The organism is Bradyrhizobium manausense (assembly GCF_018129685.1).
Classification (GTDB): Bacteria; Pseudomonadota; Alphaproteobacteria; order Rhizobiales; family Xanthobacteraceae; genus Bradyrhizobium; species Bradyrhizobium manausense_D.
This window is the reverse complement of record NZ_JAFCLG010000002.1, coordinates 126305-144422: the sequence shown is the minus strand read 5'-3', so window position 1 is coordinate 144422 and position 18118 is coordinate 126305. Positions and strand designations below refer to the sequence as shown.

Here is an 18118-nt window from a genome sequence, read left to right as displayed (position 1 = left end):
ACACTAATTCCGGGAGACGCAAAATGAGTGGAAGCGCGGCGGCGGTGATGGCGAAGCCCGCCTTTCGCAAGGTCGAGTGGCTCGCGCGCGACATCGATGTCGCGCGGCGCGCTGATGGCACGGTGGTGCTGAAGTCGCGCATTCCCCTGCAGGCATATGAGAGGCATCTTCCGGCTTCGCTCGCGAAATGGGCCAGGCAAGCGCCTGAGCGCATCTGGCTTGCACAGCGCGGCGGTCCCAACCGCGAATGGCGCAAGGTGTCCTATGGCGACGCCAAGCGCGCCGTGGATGCGCTGACGCAGGCGCTGCTCAATCTCAAACTCGACGGGCGTCCGGTCGCGATCCTCTCCGGCAATTCGATCGAGCACGCGCTGATGACGCAGGCTGCGATGCAGGCGCGTGTCCCGGCGGCGCCGGTGTCGCCGGCCTACTCCTTGATGAGCCACGATCACGTCAAGCTGAAGTATCTCTTTGATCTGATCAAGCCGGCCGTGGTGATGGTGCAGGACGGCCCGACCTTCGAGAAGGCGCTGAAGGCGCTCGATCTCACCGGCGTCACCGTCGTTCACGTGGTTCGGCCCTGCGATGGCATCAAGAGCGTCAGCTTTGCCGATCTGGCGGCGACGCAGGTGACCAACGACGTTGAGGAGTCGATCGCGAGGATCACGCCCGACACCGTCGGCAAGCTACTGTTCACGTCGGGCTCGACCGGCATGCCCAAGGCCGTCATCAACACGCAACGCATGATGTGCGCCAATGCGGCGATGATGATGCAGGTGCGGCCGCGCACGCCTGGCGGCCCGCTGCCGGTGGTGCTCGATTGGATGCCGTGGAATCACACCATGGGCGGCAACGCCGCATTCCATCCGGTGCTGGTCGACGGCGGCACGCTTTACATCGACGACGGCCGGCCGATGCCGGGCCAGCTCGAAGAGACCATCAGGAATCTGCGCGAGATATCGCCGACCTATTACGCCAACGTGCCGGCCGGCTACGCCGCGCTTGCGGCCGCGATGGAGAAGGATGACGCGCTGTGCCGTTCCTTCTTCAGGAACCTCGCGATCATGGCCTATGGCGGTGCGCGATTGCCCGACGATCTCTACGACCGCATGCAGGCGCTCGCCGTGAAGACCACGGGTGAGCGCATCGTGTTCTACACCGGCTGGGGCTCGACCGAGACCGCGCCGACCTCAACAGGCACTTACTGGGACACCGAGCGCGTCGGGCTGATCGGCCTGCCGTTCCCCGGCGTCGAGTTGAAGATGGTGCCGTGCGGCACGAAATACGAGCTGCGGCTGCGCGGCGTCAACGTCACGCCCGGCTATTTCGGCCAGCCCGATCTGACCAAGAAGATGTTCGACGAGGAAGGCTTCTACTGCATCGGCGATGCAGGGATCTTCGTCGACGAGACCGATCCGGTGAAGGGCATCATCTTCGCCGGTCGCGTTGTCGAAGACTTCAAGCTCACCACCGGCACCTTTGTCCATGTTGGATCGCTCCGCACCGACGCGATCGCGGCTGCGACGCCCGTCGTGCATGACGCGCTGGTCGCAGGACAGGATCGCGCCTTCATCGGCCTCTTGGCGTGGCCGAATTTGCATGCCTGCCGGCAACTCGTCGGAAATCCCGAGCTGAGTTTCGAGGATGCGGTGAAGCATCCCGAGGTCATCGCCTGCTTCAGGCGCGGGCTGGAGGCCCACAACAAAGAATGCGAAGGCGCCAGCAGCCGCATCATCGCCCGCGCGATGCTGATGGCGGAGCCGCCTTCGATCGACGGCAATGAGCTCACCGACAAGGGCTACATCAACCAGCGCGCCGGCCTCGAACGCCGCGCCGCGCTGGTGGAGCGGCTTTATGCGGACAAGCCGGATCAGGATGTGATCGTGCTGCGATGAAAACGACTGAATTCGTCATTCCGGGGCGCCGCGTAGCGGCGAACCTGGAATCCCGAGATGAGTGAATGACTTCTAGATTCCGGGTTCGCGACTGCGTCACGCCCCGGAATGACAGCAAGAAAAAGGTAGCCCGCCATGAACTTCGATTTCTCCGACGACCAGAAGCAGCTCCGCGACCAGGCGCGCAAATTCCTCGCCGAGAAATGCCCGCCCAAGGCGGTGCGCGTCGTGCTCGATGGCAAGGCGCCCTACGACAAGGAGCTTTGGAAGGGCCTCGCCGAGATGGGCTTCCTCGGTGTCGCGATCCCCGAGGAGTTTGGCGGCGCGGGCGCCGGCCACCTCGAGCTCTGCGTCATCGCGGAAGAGATGGGGCGGGCGAATGCGGCGGTGCCGTTCTCTTCCACCGTCTATCTCGCGGCCGAAGCGCTGCTGATCGCCGGCAGCGATGCGCAAAAGAAGAAGTGGCTCCCCGCGATCGCCTCGGGCGAAGCGATCGGCACGCTGGCGCTGTTCGAGGGCAAGGGCAATCCGGCGCCCAAGAACGTCAAGCTCACGGCGGCCAACGGCGTGCTCAACGGCGTCAAGAAGCCGGTCGCCGATGGCGCGATCGCCGACTTCGCGGTGGTCGCGGCGCGCACGGGATCGAGCGGACGCGACGGTGACATCTCGCTGTTCCTGGTCGATCTCAAGGCCGGCGGTGTCGAGGTGAAGAGCCTCACCAATCTCGATCCGACCCGCGGACAGGCCGAGATTACCTTCACGAACTGCAAGGCGGAGCCGCTCGGCGCTGCGGGCGAAGGCTGGAGCATCCTCACGCAGGTGCTCGATCGTGCTGCGGTGCTCTGCGCCTTCGAGCAGGTCGGCGGCGCCGACCGCGCGCTGGAGATGGGCCGCGATTACGCGCTGGACCGCATCGCCTTCGGCCGCCAGATCGGTTCGTTCCAGGCGATCAAGCACATGCTCGCCGACATGTATGTCTCGGCGACGCTGGCGCGCTCTAACAGCTATTACGGCGCCTGGGCGCTTTCGACCAATGCGGCCGAGTTGCCGGAAGCTGCCGCTGCCGCGCGCATCAGCGCGACGCAGGCGTTCCAGCACTGTGCCAAGAACAACATCCAGGTTCACGGCGGTATGGGTTTCACCTGGGAGTTCGACTGCCATATGTACTATCGCCGCGCCAATGCGATGGCGCTCGGCCTCGGCAGCCTGTCCTATTGGGAAGACCAGCTGATCGACCGCATGCGCAAGAAGAACGCGGCGTAATGACAGATGCGTAAGGTGGGTTAGCCGAGCGGATTGCGCGCAGCGCAAACCGCTTGGCGTAACCCACCGTCGGCCGGCAATGCTCGATAGAATTGGTGGATTACGCCTTCGGCAACTCCACCCTACGGAAGACAGAGAAGCATCATGAACTTCGACGACACCCCGCAGGAAGCCGAGTTTCGTGCCACTGCGCGCGCCTGGATCGACGCCAACGCGCCCAAGCAGTACGAAGAAGAGCTGCGCAAATCCTCGCTCGGCCGCACCGTGCTCAAGAACGCTGACATTCTCGAGGTGGCAAAGGCCTGGCAGAAGAGGAAGGCCGACGCCGGCTGGGCCTGCCTGCACTGGCCGAAGGAATATGGCGGCCGCGGATCGTCGCCGATCGAGCGGGTGATCTGGCAGCAGGAAGAGGGGCCGTACGGCCAGCTCTCCCGCATGTTCATCATCGGCCACGGGATGTGCGGGCCGACCATGATGGCGTTCGCGCGCGAGGAGCACAAGCGCACCTATCTGCCGCCGCTCGCATCCGGCGAAAAGGTCTGGTGCCAGCTGTTCTCGGAGCCGGCCGGCGGCTCTGATGTCGCGGGCCTGCGCACGCGTGCCGAGAAGGATGGCGACGAGTGGGTGATCAACGGCCAGAAGATCTGGACCTCGGGCGCGCATTATTCCGATTACGGCATCCTGCTCACGCGAACAGATCCAACCGTCCCCAAGCACAAGGGCCTCACCATGTTCTTCCTGGACATGAAGAGTCCTGGCGTCGAGGTGCGGCCGATCAAGCAGGCGAGCGGTGCCTCCGACTTCAACGAGGTGTATTTCACCAACGTCCGCATTCCCGACCACCAGCGTCTCGGCGAAGTCGGTGACGGCTGGAACGTCTCGCTGACCACGCTCATGAACGAGCGCAGCGCGATCGGCGCGGCCGTCTCGACCGGTTTCCCGGAGCTGTTCGAATACTGCTCCAGCCTGATGCTCGACGACGGCCCGGCGATCGAGGATCGCGCGGTGCGCTCGAAGCTGGCGAATTGGGCAGTGAAGGCGAGCGGGCTGAAATACACCAGCATGCGTGCGATCTCCGCGTTGTCGAAGGGCGAGCGGCCGGGACCGGAAAATTCCATCGGCAAGCTGGTCGCGGGTTCGATGATCCAGGATGTTGCGGCTTATGCTCTGGACTTGCAGGGCGCGAGCGGCGTGGTCAGCGGCGAGGATGCCGAGCTCGCCGGCCGCTTCCAGGCGATGCTGCTGCGCGCGCCGGGCACGCGTGTCGAAGGCGGCACCGACGAGATCATGCGCAACATCATCGCCGAGCGGGTGCTGGGCCTGCCCGGCGATATCAGGGTCGACAAGGACGTGCCGTTCAACAAGATACCGACGAAGGGAAGATGAATCGTAGGGTGGGTTAGCCTCGCGGATGCGCGAAGCGCAATCCACCAAGCGTAACCCACCATTGGCTGCAACGACGCGCAACAGAAGTGGTGGGTTACGCCTTCGGCTAACCCACCCTACGTACCGAGCAAGGATTGAGAGGTTCGCCATGAATTTCGACGACACCCCGCAGGAAGCCGCATTCCGCGAAACCGCGCGCAAATGGATCGCCGCCAACGCCCCGAAGCAGTTCGAGCAGGAACTGTCGAAGTCTTCGCTCGGCCGCATCCGGCTCGCCAATCACGACATGGTCGAGGTCGGCAAGGCCTGGCAGAAGAAGAAGGCGGAAGGCGGCTGGGCCTGCCTGCACTGGCCGAAGGAATATGGCGGCCGCGGCGCGACGCCGATCGAGCGGGTGATCTGGCAGCAGGAAGAGGGCGTTTACGGCAAGCTGACGCAGCCGTTCCAGATCGGCGAGGGCATGTGCGGCCCGACCGTGATGGCCTGGGGCAGCGAAGATGCCAAACGCCGGTACTTACCGAAGCTGGCTGCGGGCGAGGAAATCTGGTGCCAGTTGTTCTCCGAGCCCTCGGCCGGCTCCGACGTTGCGGGCTTGCGCACGCGCGCTGAGAAGCAGGGCGATCATTGGGTCGTCAACGGCCAGAAGATATGGACCTCGGGCGCGCATTATTCCGATTACGGCCTGTTGATCGCGCGCACCGATCCCAACGTGCCCAAGCACAAGGGCCTCACCATGTTCTTCCTGGACATGAAAAGCCCGGGGGTCGAAGTGCGGCCGATCAAGCAGGCCAACGGCATGCAGGAGTTCAACGAGGTCTATTTCACCGACGTGGTGATCCCTGACAGCCAGCGGCTCGGGGCCGTCGGCGAGGGCTGGAGCGTGTCGCTGACCACGCTGATGAACGAGCGCATGTCGATCGGCGCGCGGCTTGCGACCGGCGTGCCCGAGATGTTCGAGTTCTGCTCGAACCTGATGCTGGAGGACGGGCTCGCCATCGACGATCCCGCCGTGCGCTCCAGGCTTGCGAGCTGGGCCGTGAAGTCGAGCGGGCTGAAATACACCAGCTACCGCGCGATCTCGGCGTTGTCGAAGGGCGAGCGGCCAGGGCCGGAAAATTCCATCGGCAAGCTGGTCTCCGGCATGATGCTGCAGGACATCGCGGCCTATGCGATGGATCTGCAGGGCGCGGCCGGTGTTCTCACAGGCAGCGACGAGGAGACGGTGCACGGCCAGTTCCAGCAGATGCTGTTGTCCTCGCCCTCGATGCGCATCGCCGGCGGCACCGACGAGATCCTGCGCAACATCATCGCCGAGCGCGTGCTGGGCCTGCCCGGCGACATCAGGGTCGACAAGGACGTGCCGTACAACAAGATCCCGACCAAGGGGCGTTGATCTCGTAGGGTGGGCAAAGGCGCGCTCTTCGCGCGCCGTGCCCACCTCTCCTTTCGAAAATGTACAAGGTGGTGGGCACGCTCCGCTTTGCCCACCCTACGAAGAAGGCAGCGCCATGGATGCGAAGTCGCCCAACACTCACTCAACCGAAGACCGCATCGGCGTGCTCGAAGAGCTCCTCAACGAGCGCTACTCCGTTCGCGCCTTCCTCCCCAAGGAGGTCGATCGCGCCACCATCGAGCATGTGCTCACCACGGCGCAACGCACGGCGTCCTGGTGCAACAGCCAGCCCTGGCAGGTCGTCATCGCCAGCGGCGAGGCCAAGGAACGCTTCCGTCAGCTGATCTACAAGGAGGCGTCAGGCGGCCTCGGCGACGATTACGATTTCACGCCGCCGCGCGAATATGTTGGGGTCTATCTCGAGCGCCGCCGCGAAAGCGGCTTTCAGCTCTACAACACGCTCGGTATCGCGCGTGGCGACAGAAGCGCTTACGCAAAACAGGCGCTGGAGAACTACAATTTCTTCGGTGCCCCTCATGTCGCGATCATTCATACCGCCGAGCCGCTCGGCATCTACGGTGCGATCGATTGCGGCGCCTATGTGTCGAACTTCATGCTCGCCGCCCAGGCGCTTGGGCTGGGCACGATTCCGCAGGCCGCGCTCGCGCGCCATTCCGGCCTGATCCGCCGCCACTTCAATCTGGCCGATGACCGCCGCGTCGTCTGCGGCATTTCGTTCGGCTACGCGGACAACGCCCATAAGGTCAACAGCTACCGCACCTCGCGGGCGTCAGTCGCCGACACGGTGACATTCGTCGAGACATGACCGGGCGAGCATCGCCTGGCCACACGCGTGCGACGGCGGCCGCGCGAACGGCCGCCTTCGCGAGCTGTCCCTTCGGTCGATTGACCCGCTATCCGCCGCTGCCGCCGATCACGGCGCGCACGGTCTCGTCGGGCCCGAAATCCTCGGCGCCGTCGACATAGAGCAGCGCGGCGAGCTTCGAGCGCGCGCGGTTGACGCGGCTCTTGATGGTGCCGACGGCACAGCCGCAGATCGACGCCGCGTCCTCGTAGGAGAAGCCGGACGCGCCAACCAGGATGAGCGCTTCGCGCTGGTCCTGCGGCAGCTTCTCGAGCGCGGTACGAAACTCCTCGAACTCGAGATGGGCGTTCTGCGAGGGCTGCGTCTTCAGCGTCTTGGCGTAGTTGCCCTCGGCGTCCTCGACTTCGCGCCGACGCTTGCGATAGTCGGAACGGAACAGATTGCGCAGGATCGTGAACAGCCACGCCGGCAGGTTGGAGCCGGGCTGAAACGAGTCGATGTTGGCGAGCGCGCGGAGCAAAGTCTCCTGCACCAGATCATCGGCGCGGTCCGCATTGCCGCTGAGCGAGATCGCGAACGCGCGCAAGCTCGGTACTGCCGCGAGGATGTCGTCACGCAGGGAGTTCGTGAGAGGCATTAGTCCCTCCCATGGTTGTTGTCGTTGGAGCCCCCGGCACCATTTTCATCCTGAGATCCGCCTCCCGGCGCATCAAGTTTCTTGATCAGTTCCGCGAACCGGTCGGGGACCCCCTGCCGTACGACGTCGTCGTACATGGCGCGCAATTGGTGCCCGATCCGGGATTGGATCTCCGGAGTGAGGCCTCCCTTGCCGGGGGTCGTGCTTTTGCTGGCTTGAGACTTGAGATCTTTCATGACCTGTTCCACGTTTCCCCGAGTTAAGTGACTGCAAAATAGAGAAGTTTTCTCAACCGGGAGCCGTTCCCTGGACAATCTCAATTCCAGCTTCGACAAAAAGTTCCCCCACCCAGGGAACTTTTCTTGAGCTGGGGCGTCATCAGCCCCAGTAGGGGAACCCGGGCCTCCTCTCGCAGTTCCTGATTTTGATGGTTTGGCCTGAAATGAATGGAGTGGGGATGTCCCGTTCACAGCTCGTTGCTGAACACTTGCCATTGTTGCGCCGGTATGCGCGCGCCCTGACGGGCAGCCAGGCCTCCGGCGACGCCTATGTCGCAGCCATGTTGGAAGCCATGCTGGGAGATCCCTCGGTGCTCGACGAGAGCCACGGGCCGCGGGCCGGCTTGTTCCGGCTGTTCACCCAGATCTGGAATTCGGTCTCGGTCAATGACGATGCCGAAGTGGCAACCCTGCCAATGCCGCCGGAGCGGCGGCTCTCGAACATCACGCCGCTGCCGCGTCAGGCCTTCCTGCTGCTCTCGCTCGAGGGCTTTTCGGAAGAGGAAGTCGCCTTTGTCCTCGGCACCGATGTTGCCGAGACGCGCCGGCTTGCCGATGCCGCCGGCCGCGAGATGGCGGCGGAAATCGCTACCGACGTCCTGATCATCGAGGACGAGACCTTCATCGCCATGGACCTCGAGAGTCTGGTGAAGAATCTCGGCCACAATGTCGTCGGCGTCGCGCGCACCCACGCTGATGCGGTGGCGCTGGCCAAGAACAAGCGGCCGGGCCTGATCCTCGCCGACATCCAGCTCGCCGACGGCTCCTCGGGCCTGGATGCCGTCAACGAGCTGCTGCGCACCTTCGAGGTGCCGGTGGTGTTCATCACCGCCTATCCCGAGCGCTTCCTCACCGGCGAGCGCCCCGAGCCGGCATTCCTGATCTCAAAGCCGTTCCAGCCCGCGATGGTGTCGGCGGTGGCGAGCCAGGCGTTGTTCTTCCAGCGCAACTCGCGCAACCGTGCGCCGAAGGCGCCGGCGGCGTAAAGCGCTGGCGAACCAAATCTTGCGACAACGATAATCCGGCGTGCTGAAAGGCGCGCCGGATTTTTCTTGGCCGTTTCTTGGCCGTTTCTTGGCCGTTCGAGCCGCTTGACGGGCGTCTCGTTCGCCACTCATACCTTGCGCATCGCCCCGACGTGGAGATGTGCCCATGGACCAGCAACTGCTCGACCGCCTCGCCATTCGCGATCTCGTCGAGAACTGGGCGGTGTGGCGTGACGCCGGTGACTGGGAGCGCTTTGCCACCGTCTGGCATGAAGAGGGCTGGATGTCCGCCACCTGGTTTCAGGGGCCGGCGCGGGATTTCATGCGCGTCAGCCAGGAAGGCTTCGCCAAGGGCGTGCGCATCCTGCATTTCCTCGGCGGCACCAGCATTGACCTTTCAGGGGAGCGGGCCATTGCGCAGACCAAGATGACGATCTCGCAGCGGGCCCTGGTGCACGACGTGCTCTGCGACGTTGTCTGCACCGGGCGCTTCTATGATTTCCTGGAGAAGCGGCAGAACCAATCAGGTATTGGCCAATGGGGCATCGTCCGCCGCCAGCCGATCTACGAGAAGGACCGCATCGACCCGGTCGATCCCGCAGCAGAGCTTCGCCTCGACAGCCAAGCGCTCGCAGCGCTGCCCGAAGGCTACCGCCATCTCGCCTATATGCAGGAGCTGATCGGCTACAAGGTCAAGCGCGACATGCCGGGCCTGATCGGCCCCGAGGTCGAGAAGCTCTACGGCGAGGGGCGGGAGTGGCTGGCTGGGAAGGGAAAGTGAGCCCCAGACAAAAGTAAGGCGCGACTGGCATCACCACAGTCGCGCCCTACGTCGCCGGCTTATGGGGCAGGGGGAATAGCCGGCTGCTGAGACGACTCCCGGGCGCGGGAGTCGTTCCAGGCGCCTGCAAAATTTTTCTGGAGCGGTGTCTTTTTCGCACACGGTTAAGTGATCTTAACGCCTGGGAAACTCGGGGCCTCCCTTCACGTTGTTCCCGCGATCGCCATGGGGCGAGGGACCGACAACCATGCTGCAGATTCAAAAGGTATTCTTTGGTGCCGTCGCCATCGCTGCGACGCTTGGCGCCGTTCAGGTGGGCGCCGTCCAACTGGCCTCCGGGCACGATCTGGCCGACCGCTGGGAAGCGCTGGCTGATCAGCCGGGCCAGACCTCGGGTCGCAATGTGGCAAGTCATAACGTCAATCGCACCGGCAAGTCCGACCGCCTTGCCGAGATGAAGCCTTCAGCGGTTCCCACCCGCACCGTCTCGATGCGGCTGAACGACCTGCCCGATACGTCGGTGCTGCTTCGCGTCCAAGGGGCCATCGAGACCGGTAATGCCAAGCCGGCGCCGACGCTGCTGAAGACGGGCCGCAAGCCGACGATCGCCTGCGAGCCGATGGTCAGCTCCCTGACAGAGGTGGCAAAACTGCTGCAGCCCGGCCGCTGCGTGACCTGATCCGCGTCGGCCTTCGCGCAAGAGCGCTCTCCCCTGAGGACGGCGAATTTGCGTGTCCACTTGATCCCCTATCCCATCGCGCTATATCCGGGCTTTCTCCCATTGATTGACCGGGTAAACGCATGACGACGTCCGATACGGCCACGCATACGCAGCCTTTCCAGGCCGAGGTTTCCGAACTGCTGCACCTGATGGTGCATTCCGTCTATTCGGAGACCGACATCTTCCTCCGTGAGCTCGTCTCCAACGCCTCTGATGCCTGCGACAAGCTGCGCTACGAGGCGATCGCCAATCCGGCCCTGCTGGGCGAGGGCGACGCGCTCAAGATCCGCATTACCCCGAACAAGACAGCTGCGACGCTTGTCATCGCCGACAACGGCATCGGCATGGAGCGGCAGGAGCTGATCGACCATCTCGGCACCATCGCCCGCTCCGGCACCAAGGCCTTCGTGTCGAAGCTGAAGGAGGCCAAGGACGGTCTCGGCCTGATCGGCCAGTTCGGCGTCGGCTTCTATTCCGCCTTCATGGTCGCCGAGAAGATCGTCGTCATCAGCCGCCGCGCCGGCGAAAGCGACGTCTGGACCTGGACGTCGTCAGGCGGCTCCGGCTTCGAGATCGCGCGTGCCGGCGAGGACGAGGCGGCACGCGTGGCACGCGGCACCGAGATCATCCTGCACCTGAAGGATGACGCGAAGAAATATCTCGAAAAATACGAGATCGAGCGCATCGTCAGCGCCTATTCCGACAACATTCTCTTCCCGATCGAACTGGTGCCGGAAGAGGGCGAGCCGCGCCAGATCAATTCGGCGAGCGCGCTGTGGCAGCGTTCGAAATCGGAGCTGACGGCGGAAGACTACAAGAAGGCCTATCAGCAGATCGCCTCCGCCTTCGACGATCCCGCGATGACGCTGCATTATCGCGCAGAGGGGCGTTATTCCTACGCCGTGCTGCTGTTTGCGCCGTCGACGAAGCCGTTCGACCTGTTCGAGCCGAACCGCAAGGGCCGCGTCAAGCTCTATGTCCGCCGTGTCTTCATAACCGACGATGCGGACCTTTTGCCGGGCTATCTTCGTTTCATCCGCGGCGTCGTCGACAGCGAGGACCTTCCGCTCAACATCTCGCGCGAGATGCTGCAGAACAACCCGCAGCTGGCGCAGATCCGCAAGGCGGTGGCGACCCGCGTCGTCAACGAGCTCGAAACCCTCGCCGAGAAGGACGCCGAGAATTTCACAAAAATCTGGGACGCCTTCGGTGCCGTGCTGAAAGAGGGCATCTACGAGGATTTCGAGCGCCGCGAGAAGCTGCTGGCGCTGTCGCGCTTCACCACCACTTCAGGCGAGAAGCGCGCGCTCAAGGACGTCGTCGCCGATTTCAAGCCCAACCAGACCGAGATCTATTATCTGGTCGGTGAGAGCATCGAGCGGCTGAAGTCCAGCCCGCGGCTGGAAGCCGCGGCCGCGCGGGGCATCGAGGTGCTGCTGCTGTCCGATCCGGTCGACGCCTTCTGGACTTCCATGCCGACGGAGTTCGAGGGCAAGCCGCTGAAGTCGCTCAGTCAGGGCGACCTCAATCTCGACCTGATCCCGCGCGTCGACGACAAGGACGAGGCGAAGAAGGACGAGCCCGCGGCAGACGAGGCCGCCACCATCGCCGTCATCAAGGCGGCGCTCGGCGAGCGCGTCAGCGATGTCAAGGCCTCGACGCGCCTGACCAGCTCCGCCTCCTGCCTTGTCGCCGACAGCCAGGGTCCGAGCCGCGAGCTCGAGCGCATCCTGGCGCAGCAGAACCGCGGCATGCGTACCAAGCCGATCCTGGAGATCAATCTGCGCCACCCGATGGTTGCGGCGATCACCAAGGCCCAGGCGGGTTCCAAGACGGTCGACGATCTCAGCCTGCTCCTGCTCGAACAGGCGCAGATCCTGGATGGCGAACTGCCGGAGGATCCGGCCGCATTTGCTGCGCGGCTGAACCGTCTCGTTCTGCAGGGGCTGGGCGGCTAGCCGGTGCAGTGCACTCACCTTGCCGTCATTGTCCTCAGGAACAGTCGCTTCCGCTGTGGTGTTGTGTCATAGGAGGCCGTCGGCGGCAGATCCGCCGGCGCCACGAATGCGAGGAAATGTCCGATGCGCCTGCCTCTCCTGACCCTTGCCGCCGTTGCCACGCTGCTCGCGGCGGCAGATGCCAGTGCACAGACCTATGATCCGCGCTACCCGGTTTGCATGCACAGATATTCGGGTGGCGGTGGCGGCTTGGGTGGCGGTGGTGGCGGCGGCTATTTCGACTGCTCCTTCACGTCGCTGGAGCAGTGCCGCGCCACGGCATCGGGCCTCGCGGCCAGCTGCGACGTCAATCCCTACTACGCTTTCGACGAGCACCAGCCGCGCAGGCGTCAGAGAAGGGCGTACTGACCCGGCGTGATCAGGTTTCCGGCGCGGTCTTTTGCGCGCAGGAGCCGCCTGCTATTCCTTCTTGATCCCCGCCAGCGATACCACCTTGCGCCAGCGTTCGGTCTCGGCGGCGAGCATGCGAGCGAACTCGCCGGCATCGCCGTGCAACGGGATGGCGCCGAGCTCGGCAATGCGCGCCTTGATCTCGGCGTCGGATAGCGCCGTATCGATCTCGCGATTGAGCAGGTCGACGATTTCGCGCGGCGTGTCGTAGGGCGCGCCGACGCCGTAGAAGGACGATGTCTCGTAGCCGGGCAGCGTGTCCGCGATCGGCGGCACGTCTGGCAGGGTGTCCGAGCGCTCGCGTGTGGTGACGCCGAGCGCACGCAGCTTGCCGGCGCGCACCAGCTCGAAGGACGAGGTGACGTTGTCGAACATGCCCTGGATCTGGCCGCTCATCACGTCGGTCAAGCCCGGCGCGGAGCCGCGATACGGCACATGGGTGAACTGCACGCCGGCCATCGATTTGAACAGCTCGCCGGAGAGATGCAGCGACGTGCCGATGCCGGAGGATGCGATCGACATCTTGCCGACATTGGCCTTGGCGTAGGCGATGAAGTCAGCGACGCTTTTCACCGGCAGATCGGTGTTGACGACCAGCACCAGTGGAATCCGCGCAACGCCGGCGACCGGTGCGATGCCTTTGGCAAAGTCATACGGCAGCGTGGGATCGAATGAGGCGTTGATCGCATTTGCAGTCGAGGTGAGCAGCAGCGTGTAGCCGTCCGGCGCGGAGGCGATCACCGCCTGCGTGCCGATATTGCTGCCGGCGCCGGGCTTGTTCTCGACGACGAAGGTCTGGCCGAGCCGGTCGGAGAGCCGCTGGCAGATCAGCCGCGACAGCACGTCGGTGGCGCCACCGGGTGCGTAAGGCACCACCCATTTCACGCTGCGCGAGGGGTAGGACGTATTGCCGAGCGCAAAGGCACGCGGCGCCGCGAGCGCGGCCGCGGCGCAAGTCGCGGTCTGAAGGAAATATCGCCTGGTGATCATCGTGGCCTCCAATTCATCTCGCGCGAGGCGAGGGGCTGCGCGCGCCGCGCCGTATTGCCGGATTTGCTATCGCAAGAATCGCGCCGGGCCGCACGCCGTTCCCGCCTGTTTGGTAAAGGATGATCGCAGTTGATGGAGAGCTAACCGGGTTTTACCTTGTCTCTTAACACCTGGGCAGGGCCCGCGGGCTAAGCTGCCCGCAACAAGCAGATACCGCTCGAAAGCATCAACGGCATGACCACCGGCGTCGTCGACCAAGCCCAAGCCCAAGCCCAAGCCCAAGCCCAAGCCGTGCGCGCGCCGTCGGCTTCAAAGATCTGGCTGAAGGCCATCGAGCTGACGGCGCGGATCGAGACTTTGCCCCGGCGCCTGTTCGCCGACGTCGTCGACGATTGGGCAAGGCGCCAGCCGGACCGCGTCGCGCTGGTCATGGATGACGCAACCCTCGACTATGACGGTCTGTCGAAGCGCATCAATCGCTATGCGCGCTGGGCGCGCTCGGTCGGCATCGCCAAGGGTGATACCGTCGGCCTGATCATGCCGAACGGCATCGACTACGTCGCGGCCTGGGTCGGTATCAGCCGCGTCGGCGGTGTGGTCGCGCTCCTGAACACCAGGCTGGTCGGCCAATCGCTCGCGCATTGCATCGATGTGGCAGGGCCATCGCATATCATCGTCGCGCATGAGCTTGCGCAGACGCTGGCAGGTGCAACTCCGCATCTGAAGACCGAGGCAAAAATCTGGACCCATGGCGACGCCCGCAGCGAGCGCGCGATTGATGTTGCGCTCGCCGCGCTTGATGACGGGGCGCTGTCGCCGGAACAGCGCGGCGATGTCACCATCGACGACCGCGCCTTGCTGATCTACACGTCAGGCACGACCGGATTGCCGAAGGCTGCCAGCATCAGCCACCGCCGCATCCTCAATTGGGGCTTCTGGTTCGCCGGCCTCACCGGCGCGACGCCGCAGGACCGGCTCTATGATTGCCTGCCGCTGTTTCATTCGGTCGGCGGCATCGTCGCGCCCTGCAGCATGCTCGCCGCCGGCGGCTCGGTGGTGATCGCGGAGAAGTTCTCGGCCTCGAACTTCTGGTCCGATGTCGTGCGGCACGATTGCACGCTGTTCCAGTATATCGGCGAGCTCTGTCGCTATCTGCTCAAGGCGCCGCCGTCGGAACACGAAAACCGTCATCGGCTGCGGCTCGTCTGCGGCAACGGCCTGCGCGGCGACATCTGGGAGGATTTCCAGGGCCGCTTCGCCATTCCCCGCATTCTCGAATTCTATGCCGCGACTGAAGGCAATTTCTCGCTGTTCAACGTCGAGGGGCAGCCCGGCGCGATCGGCCGCATCCCGCCGCTGCTCGCGCATCGTTTCCCGGCCGATCTCGTCAAGCTCGATCCCGATAGCGGCGTGCCGCTGCGCAACGACGAGGGCTTCTGCATTGCCTGCGCGCGCGGCGAGGCGGGCGAGGCGATCGGCCGCATCGGCACGGCGGATCAAGGCGGTGGCCGTTTCGAGGGCTATACCGATGCCGGCGAGACCGAGAAGAAGATCCTGCGCGACGTGTTTGCCAAGGGCGATGCCTGGTTTCGCACCGGCGACCTGATGCGGCGCGACGACAAGGGCTTCTTCCATTTCGTCGATCGCATCGGCGATACCTTCCGCTGGAAGGGCGAAAACGTCGCGACATCGGAGGTCAATGATGCCGTGCGCGATTTCACCGGCGTCGTCGATGCCACCACCTATGGCGTCAGCGTCCCCGGCGCCGACGGCCGCGCCGGCATGAGCGCGATCGTCGTGAACGAGGGTTTTGATATCCAGGCGTTGCCCGCGCACCTCGCGCAGCGCCTGCCGGCCTATGCTCGCCCCGTCTTCATCCGCATCTCGCGCGAGCTCGATGCGACCGAGACGTTCAAGCAAAAGAAGGGAGAGCTCGCGCGCGAAGGCTTTGACCCCGGCGCGTCCGCCGATCCGGTCTTCATGCTCGAGCCGAAATCCGGTGCCTATGTGGCACTCGATTCCGCGCTCTTTGCGCGGATCGGGGATGGCACGATCCGGCTGTAACGGAACCAAAATCGACAGATAGGTCCAATTTTATCTGAATTGTCCAAGAGCCCATTTACTTCTCTCCGGTAAGCAAGCGGCCATGGGAGGCGGTCATCAAGAGCCGCCGCAAGAAACACGATTGATTAACTAAGCAAGAGGCGAGTCAGCCATGTCGGTACGGTCCAAGGTCATCGAAGCGATCCAGCAGATCGCCAAAGAGCAGCACGTCACGCTTCCGCCGCTCTCGGACGATCTGTCCCTGCACGAGACCGGCTTTGACTCGCTCGCTTTCGCGATCCTCGTTGCGCGTCTCGAGGACGAGACCGGCGTCGACCCCTTCACCATTGCCGAGGACGCGGCGTTCCCGTCCACCGTGGGCGATTTCGTGCGGGCCTACGAAAATGTCCCCGCGTGAGATCTTCGCGCTCCGCGACCATCTCGGCGCGGAGCTGAAAGGCCGTACGCTATCGGATGCGCACGATGTCGTGTCGCTGACCGGCATCCTGTCGCAGACGGTCCTCGGTGGCCGGCTGCATGAGCTGTCCGGCCGCGCCGTCCTGCTGAAACTGTCGGACCAGCTCCGCTCCGGCATTGCCATGATCGAGCTCGACGGCATCGCCCGTCGCATGCTGCTGTGCCCGCCCGATCTCAACCCGGCGCATCTGGACGCATTGATCGCGGATGCCGGGATCGATGCGGTCGTCACAGACGCGCCCGCTTCCTGGGCCGAAACCGGCGTGTCGCTGGTCGTCACCGCGCAATTGCCGCTTCAAGCCGCAGCGCCTGCCAAGACCGAGCGCGCCACCGAATGGCTGATGCTCACCTCGGGTACGTCAGGTGTGCCGAAGATCGTCGGCCACACGCTGGAGGCGCTCACCGGTGCCATCGTCGCCGAAGGTCCTGCGCAGGGACCCGCGCCGGTCTGGGCCACGTTCTACGACATCCGGCGCTATGGCGGCCTGCAGATCTTTCTCCGCGCCATCCTCTCCGGCGGCTCGATGGTGCTGTCCGATCCGCATGAAGCGCTCGCCGATCACGTCGCGCGGCTGAAGGCGCGCGGTGTGTCCCATATCTCCGGCACGCCCTCGCATTGGCGCAAGCTCCTGATGAGCGGTTCTGCCGCGCAGTTCGCGCCGGGTTACGTTCGCCTCTCCGGCGAGATCGCCGACCAGGCGGTGCTCGATGGCCTCAAGGCCGCCTTTCCCAATTCCTCCGTCGGTCATGCCTATGCCTCGACCGAGGCCGGCGTCGGCTTCGCGGTCAATGACGGTCTCGAAGGCTTTCCGGCCAGCTATCTCGGCGACCGCAATGGCGTCGAGATGAAGGTCGTCGACGGCTCGCTGCGTATCCGTTCGACGCGCACCGCGCATGCCTATATCGGCCGCAATGCGGCGGCGCTCACCGATGGCGACGGTTTCGTCGACAGCGGCGACATCGTCGAATTGCGCGGCGACCGCTATTATTTCGTCGGCCGCCGCGGCGGCATCATCAATATCGGCGGGCTCAAGGTTCACCCCGAGGAGATCGAGGCGGCGATCAACCGTCACCCCGACGTGCGGATGTCGCGGGCAAAATCGCGGCGCAGCCCGATCACCGGCGGCATCGTCGTCGCCGACGTGATCCTCGCAGACGGCACCGACCAGGCGCGGGTGAAGGAGATCCGCGACCAGATCCTGGATCAGTGCCGCGCGCAGCTTGCCTCGCACAAGGTGCCCGCGGTGATCCGCTTCGTCGAGGCCCTCGACGTCACCCCGGCCGGCAAACTGGCGCGCACCGATGCATAATGTCCTCGTCACCGGCGGCAGCCGCGGCATTGGCCTTGCCATCGGCAAGCGTCTGGCTGGTGCCGGCTACAACGTCATTGCGGCCGCGCGGCGCGAGAGCGACGAGCTGACGGCCGCGATCGCCGAATCCCAGGGGCGCCTGCATTTCCGTGCCTGCGACCTCGCGGTGGTCGATGCGCTCCCCGCTTTCGCCAAGCTCGTCCGCGACGAGTTCGGTCCGACCTACGGCCTCATCAACAATGCCGGCCTCGGCACCGAGGGCCTGCTCGCGACCATGCACAATTCCGAGATCGAGGCGCTGGTGCGGCTCAACGTGCTGTCGCCGATCATCCTCACCAAATATGTCGCGCGCCAGATGATGGCCGACGGCGCCGGCCGCATCGTCAACATCTCCTCGATCATCGCGACCACAGGCTATAACGGCTTGTCCGTCTACGGCGCGACCAAGGCGGCGGCGACCGGCTTCACCCGCTCGCTCGCGCGCGAGGTCGGCAAGCTCGGCATCACCGTAAACGCGATCGCGCCCGGCTTCATCGACACCGAGCTCACGCACAATCTCTCCGACGACGGCCGCAAGCGCATCGCCGGACGCAGCGCGCTGCGCCGCCTGCCGGAGACCGACGACGTCGCGCGCATGGTGGAATATCTGCTCGGCGAGGGCGGCCGTAACGTGACCGGCACGGTGTTCACCATCGACGCGGGGAATACCGCCTAGGGCGGAAAC

At 64.6% G+C, this 18118-nt stretch carries 17 protein-coding genes; 14 read left to right on the top strand and 3 right to left on the bottom strand.

Going from position 1 to position 18118, the window contains the following annotated elements; translation table 11 throughout:
• Positions 1-23: 23 nt before the first annotated feature.
• From JQ621_RS08290 to JQ621_RS08270, 5 genes are all read left to right on the top strand, one after another.
• A complete protein-coding gene (locus tag JQ621_RS08290) occupies positions 24-1895 on the top strand; it encodes an AMP-binding protein (RefSeq protein ID WP_212233957.1) in 1872 nt (623 codons plus the stop codon).
• Between the two features lie 135 nt (positions 1896-2030).
• Positions 2031-3158: an acyl-CoA dehydrogenase family protein gene (locus JQ621_RS08285; protein WP_212233956.1), complete on the top strand. Its 1128-nt coding sequence runs from the start codon at positions 2031-2033 to the stop codon at positions 3156-3158.
• Positions 3159-3302: 144 nt separating this feature from the next.
• On the top strand, positions 3303-4544 hold the full coding sequence (locus JQ621_RS08280) for an acyl-CoA dehydrogenase (protein ID WP_212233955.1): 1242 nt from the start codon (positions 3303-3305) through the stop codon (positions 4542-4544).
• Positions 4545-4692: 148 nt separating this feature from the next.
• Positions 4693-5937, top strand: a complete 1245-nt coding sequence (locus JQ621_RS08275) for an acyl-CoA dehydrogenase (RefSeq protein WP_212233954.1) — start codon at positions 4693-4695, stop codon at positions 5935-5937.
• A 115-nt stretch (positions 5938-6052) separates the two neighbouring features.
• Positions 6053-6763 (top strand): nitroreductase, encoded by a 711-nt coding sequence (locus JQ621_RS08270; protein WP_212233953.1) that lies wholly within the window; start codon positions 6053-6055, stop codon positions 6761-6763.
• Positions 6764-6851: 88 nt separating this feature from the next.
• On the opposite strand, the gene JQ621_RS08265 is transcribed toward JQ621_RS08270, so the two are convergent.
• Both JQ621_RS08265 and JQ621_RS08260 read right to left on the bottom strand, forming a co-directional pair.
• Positions 6852-7400, bottom strand: a complete 549-nt coding sequence (locus tag JQ621_RS08265) for a sigma-70 family RNA polymerase sigma factor (protein WP_128954138.1) — start codon at positions 7398-7400, stop codon at positions 6852-6854.
• The gene (locus JQ621_RS08260; protein ID WP_212233952.1) at positions 7400-7636 is read right to left on the bottom strand and encodes a NepR family anti-sigma factor; all 237 of its coding nucleotides are present in this window, start codon (positions 7634-7636) and stop codon (positions 7400-7402) included. The genes JQ621_RS08265 and JQ621_RS08260 overlap by 1 nt, the downstream gene beginning before the upstream one ends.
• Positions 7637-7857: 221 nt before the next feature.
• Between JQ621_RS08260 and JQ621_RS08255 the strand changes: the two genes are divergently transcribed.
• The 5 genes from JQ621_RS08255 to JQ621_RS08235 all read left to right on the top strand — a co-directional run bounded on the left by JQ621_RS08255 (position 7858) and on the right by JQ621_RS08235 (position 12532).
• Positions 7858-8664 carry a response regulator gene (locus tag JQ621_RS08255; protein WP_164933682.1) on the top strand — a complete coding sequence of 269 codons (807 nt, stop codon included), beginning with the start codon at positions 7858-7860 and terminating at the stop codon, positions 8662-8664.
• Positions 8665-8830: 166 nt separating this feature from the next.
• Positions 8831-9445, top strand: a complete 615-nt coding sequence (locus tag JQ621_RS08250; protein WP_212233951.1) for a nuclear transport factor 2 family protein — start codon at positions 8831-8833, stop codon at positions 9443-9445.
• A gap of 247 nt (positions 9446-9692) precedes the next feature.
• Positions 9693-10124: a hypothetical protein gene (locus JQ621_RS08245; protein WP_212233950.1), complete on the top strand. Its 432-nt coding sequence runs from the start codon at positions 9693-9695 to the stop codon at positions 10122-10124.
• A gap of 122 nt (positions 10125-10246) precedes the next feature.
• Positions 10247-12124 (top strand): molecular chaperone HtpG, encoded by a 1878-nt coding sequence (gene htpG / locus JQ621_RS08240; protein WP_212233949.1) that lies wholly within the window; start codon positions 10247-10249, stop codon positions 12122-12124.
• Between the two features lie 123 nt (positions 12125-12247).
• Complete coding sequence (locus tag JQ621_RS08235; protein WP_212233948.1) at positions 12248-12532, top strand: DUF3551 domain-containing protein; 285 nt, start codon at positions 12248-12250, stop codon at positions 12530-12532.
• A 51-nt stretch (positions 12533-12583) separates the two neighbouring features.
• Here the strand turns inward: JQ621_RS08235 and JQ621_RS08230 are convergent, their stop codons facing one another.
• Positions 12584-13564 carry a Bug family tripartite tricarboxylate transporter substrate binding protein gene (locus JQ621_RS08230; protein ID WP_212233947.1) on the bottom strand — a complete coding sequence of 327 codons (981 nt, stop codon included), beginning with the start codon at positions 13562-13564 and terminating at the stop codon, positions 12584-12586.
• A 225-nt stretch (positions 13565-13789) separates the two neighbouring features.
• Between JQ621_RS08230 and JQ621_RS08225 the strand changes: the two genes are divergently transcribed.
• The 4 genes from JQ621_RS08225 to JQ621_RS08210 all read left to right on the top strand — a co-directional run bounded on the left by JQ621_RS08225 (position 13790) and on the right by JQ621_RS08210 (position 18109).
• Positions 13790-15628, top strand: coding sequence for a long-chain-acyl-CoA synthetase (locus JQ621_RS08225; RefSeq protein ID WP_212234299.1), 1839 nt, complete (start codon positions 13790-13792; stop codon positions 15626-15628).
• Between the two features lie 151 nt (positions 15629-15779).
• Positions 15780-16025 (top strand): acyl carrier protein, encoded by a 246-nt coding sequence (locus JQ621_RS08220; RefSeq protein ID WP_212233946.1) that lies wholly within the window; start codon positions 15780-15782, stop codon positions 16023-16025.
• Positions 16012-17394: a class I adenylate-forming enzyme family protein gene (locus JQ621_RS08215; protein ID WP_212233945.1), complete on the top strand. Its 1383-nt coding sequence runs from the start codon at positions 16012-16014 to the stop codon at positions 17392-17394. Before JQ621_RS08220 ends, JQ621_RS08215 begins: the two co-directional genes overlap by 14 nt.
• Positions 17387-18109, top strand: coding sequence for an SDR family NAD(P)-dependent oxidoreductase (locus JQ621_RS08210; RefSeq protein WP_212233944.1), 723 nt, complete (start codon positions 17387-17389; stop codon positions 18107-18109). Before JQ621_RS08215 ends, JQ621_RS08210 begins: the two co-directional genes overlap by 8 nt.
• The last annotated feature ends 9 nt before the right edge of the window (positions 18110-18118 follow it).

Coding starts and splice junctions, on each gene's coding strand:
- JQ621_RS08290 (WP_212233957.1), top strand. CDS start 24: ATGAGTGGAAGCGCGGCGGCGGTGATGGCGAAGCCCGCCTTTCGCAAG.
- JQ621_RS08285 (WP_212233956.1), top strand. CDS start 2,031: ATGAACTTCGATTTCTCCGACGACCAGAAGCAGCTCCGCGACCAGGCG.
- JQ621_RS08280 (WP_212233955.1), top strand. CDS start 3,303: ATGAACTTCGACGACACCCCGCAGGAAGCCGAGTTTCGTGCCACTGCG.
- JQ621_RS08275 (WP_212233954.1), top strand. CDS start 4,693: ATGAATTTCGACGACACCCCGCAGGAAGCCGCATTCCGCGAAACCGCG.
- JQ621_RS08270 (WP_212233953.1), top strand. CDS start 6,053: ATGGATGCGAAGTCGCCCAACACTCACTCAACCGAAGACCGCATCGGC.
- JQ621_RS08265 (WP_128954138.1), bottom strand. CDS start 7,400: ATGCCTCTCACGAACTCCCTGCGTGACGACATCCTCGCGGCAGTACCG.
- JQ621_RS08260 (WP_212233952.1), bottom strand. CDS start 7,636: ATGAAAGATCTCAAGTCTCAAGCCAGCAAAAGCACGACCCCCGGCAAG.
- JQ621_RS08255 (WP_164933682.1), top strand. CDS start 7,858: ATGTCCCGTTCACAGCTCGTTGCTGAACACTTGCCATTGTTGCGCCGG.
- JQ621_RS08250 (WP_212233951.1), top strand. CDS start 8,831: ATGGACCAGCAACTGCTCGACCGCCTCGCCATTCGCGATCTCGTCGAG.
- JQ621_RS08245 (WP_212233950.1), top strand. CDS start 9,693: ATGCTGCAGATTCAAAAGGTATTCTTTGGTGCCGTCGCCATCGCTGCG.
- htpG (WP_212233949.1), top strand. CDS start 10,247: ATGACGACGTCCGATACGGCCACGCATACGCAGCCTTTCCAGGCCGAG.
- JQ621_RS08235 (WP_212233948.1), top strand. CDS start 12,248: ATGCGCCTGCCTCTCCTGACCCTTGCCGCCGTTGCCACGCTGCTCGCG.
- JQ621_RS08230 (WP_212233947.1), bottom strand. CDS start 13,564: ATGATCACCAGGCGATATTTCCTTCAGACCGCGACTTGCGCCGCGGCC.
- JQ621_RS08220 (WP_212233946.1), top strand. CDS start 15,780: ATGTCGGTACGGTCCAAGGTCATCGAAGCGATCCAGCAGATCGCCAAA.
- JQ621_RS08215 (WP_212233945.1), top strand. CDS start 16,012: ATGTCCCCGCGTGAGATCTTCGCGCTCCGCGACCATCTCGGCGCGGAG.
- JQ621_RS08210 (WP_212233944.1), top strand. CDS start 17,387: ATGCATAATGTCCTCGTCACCGGCGGCAGCCGCGGCATTGGCCTTGCC.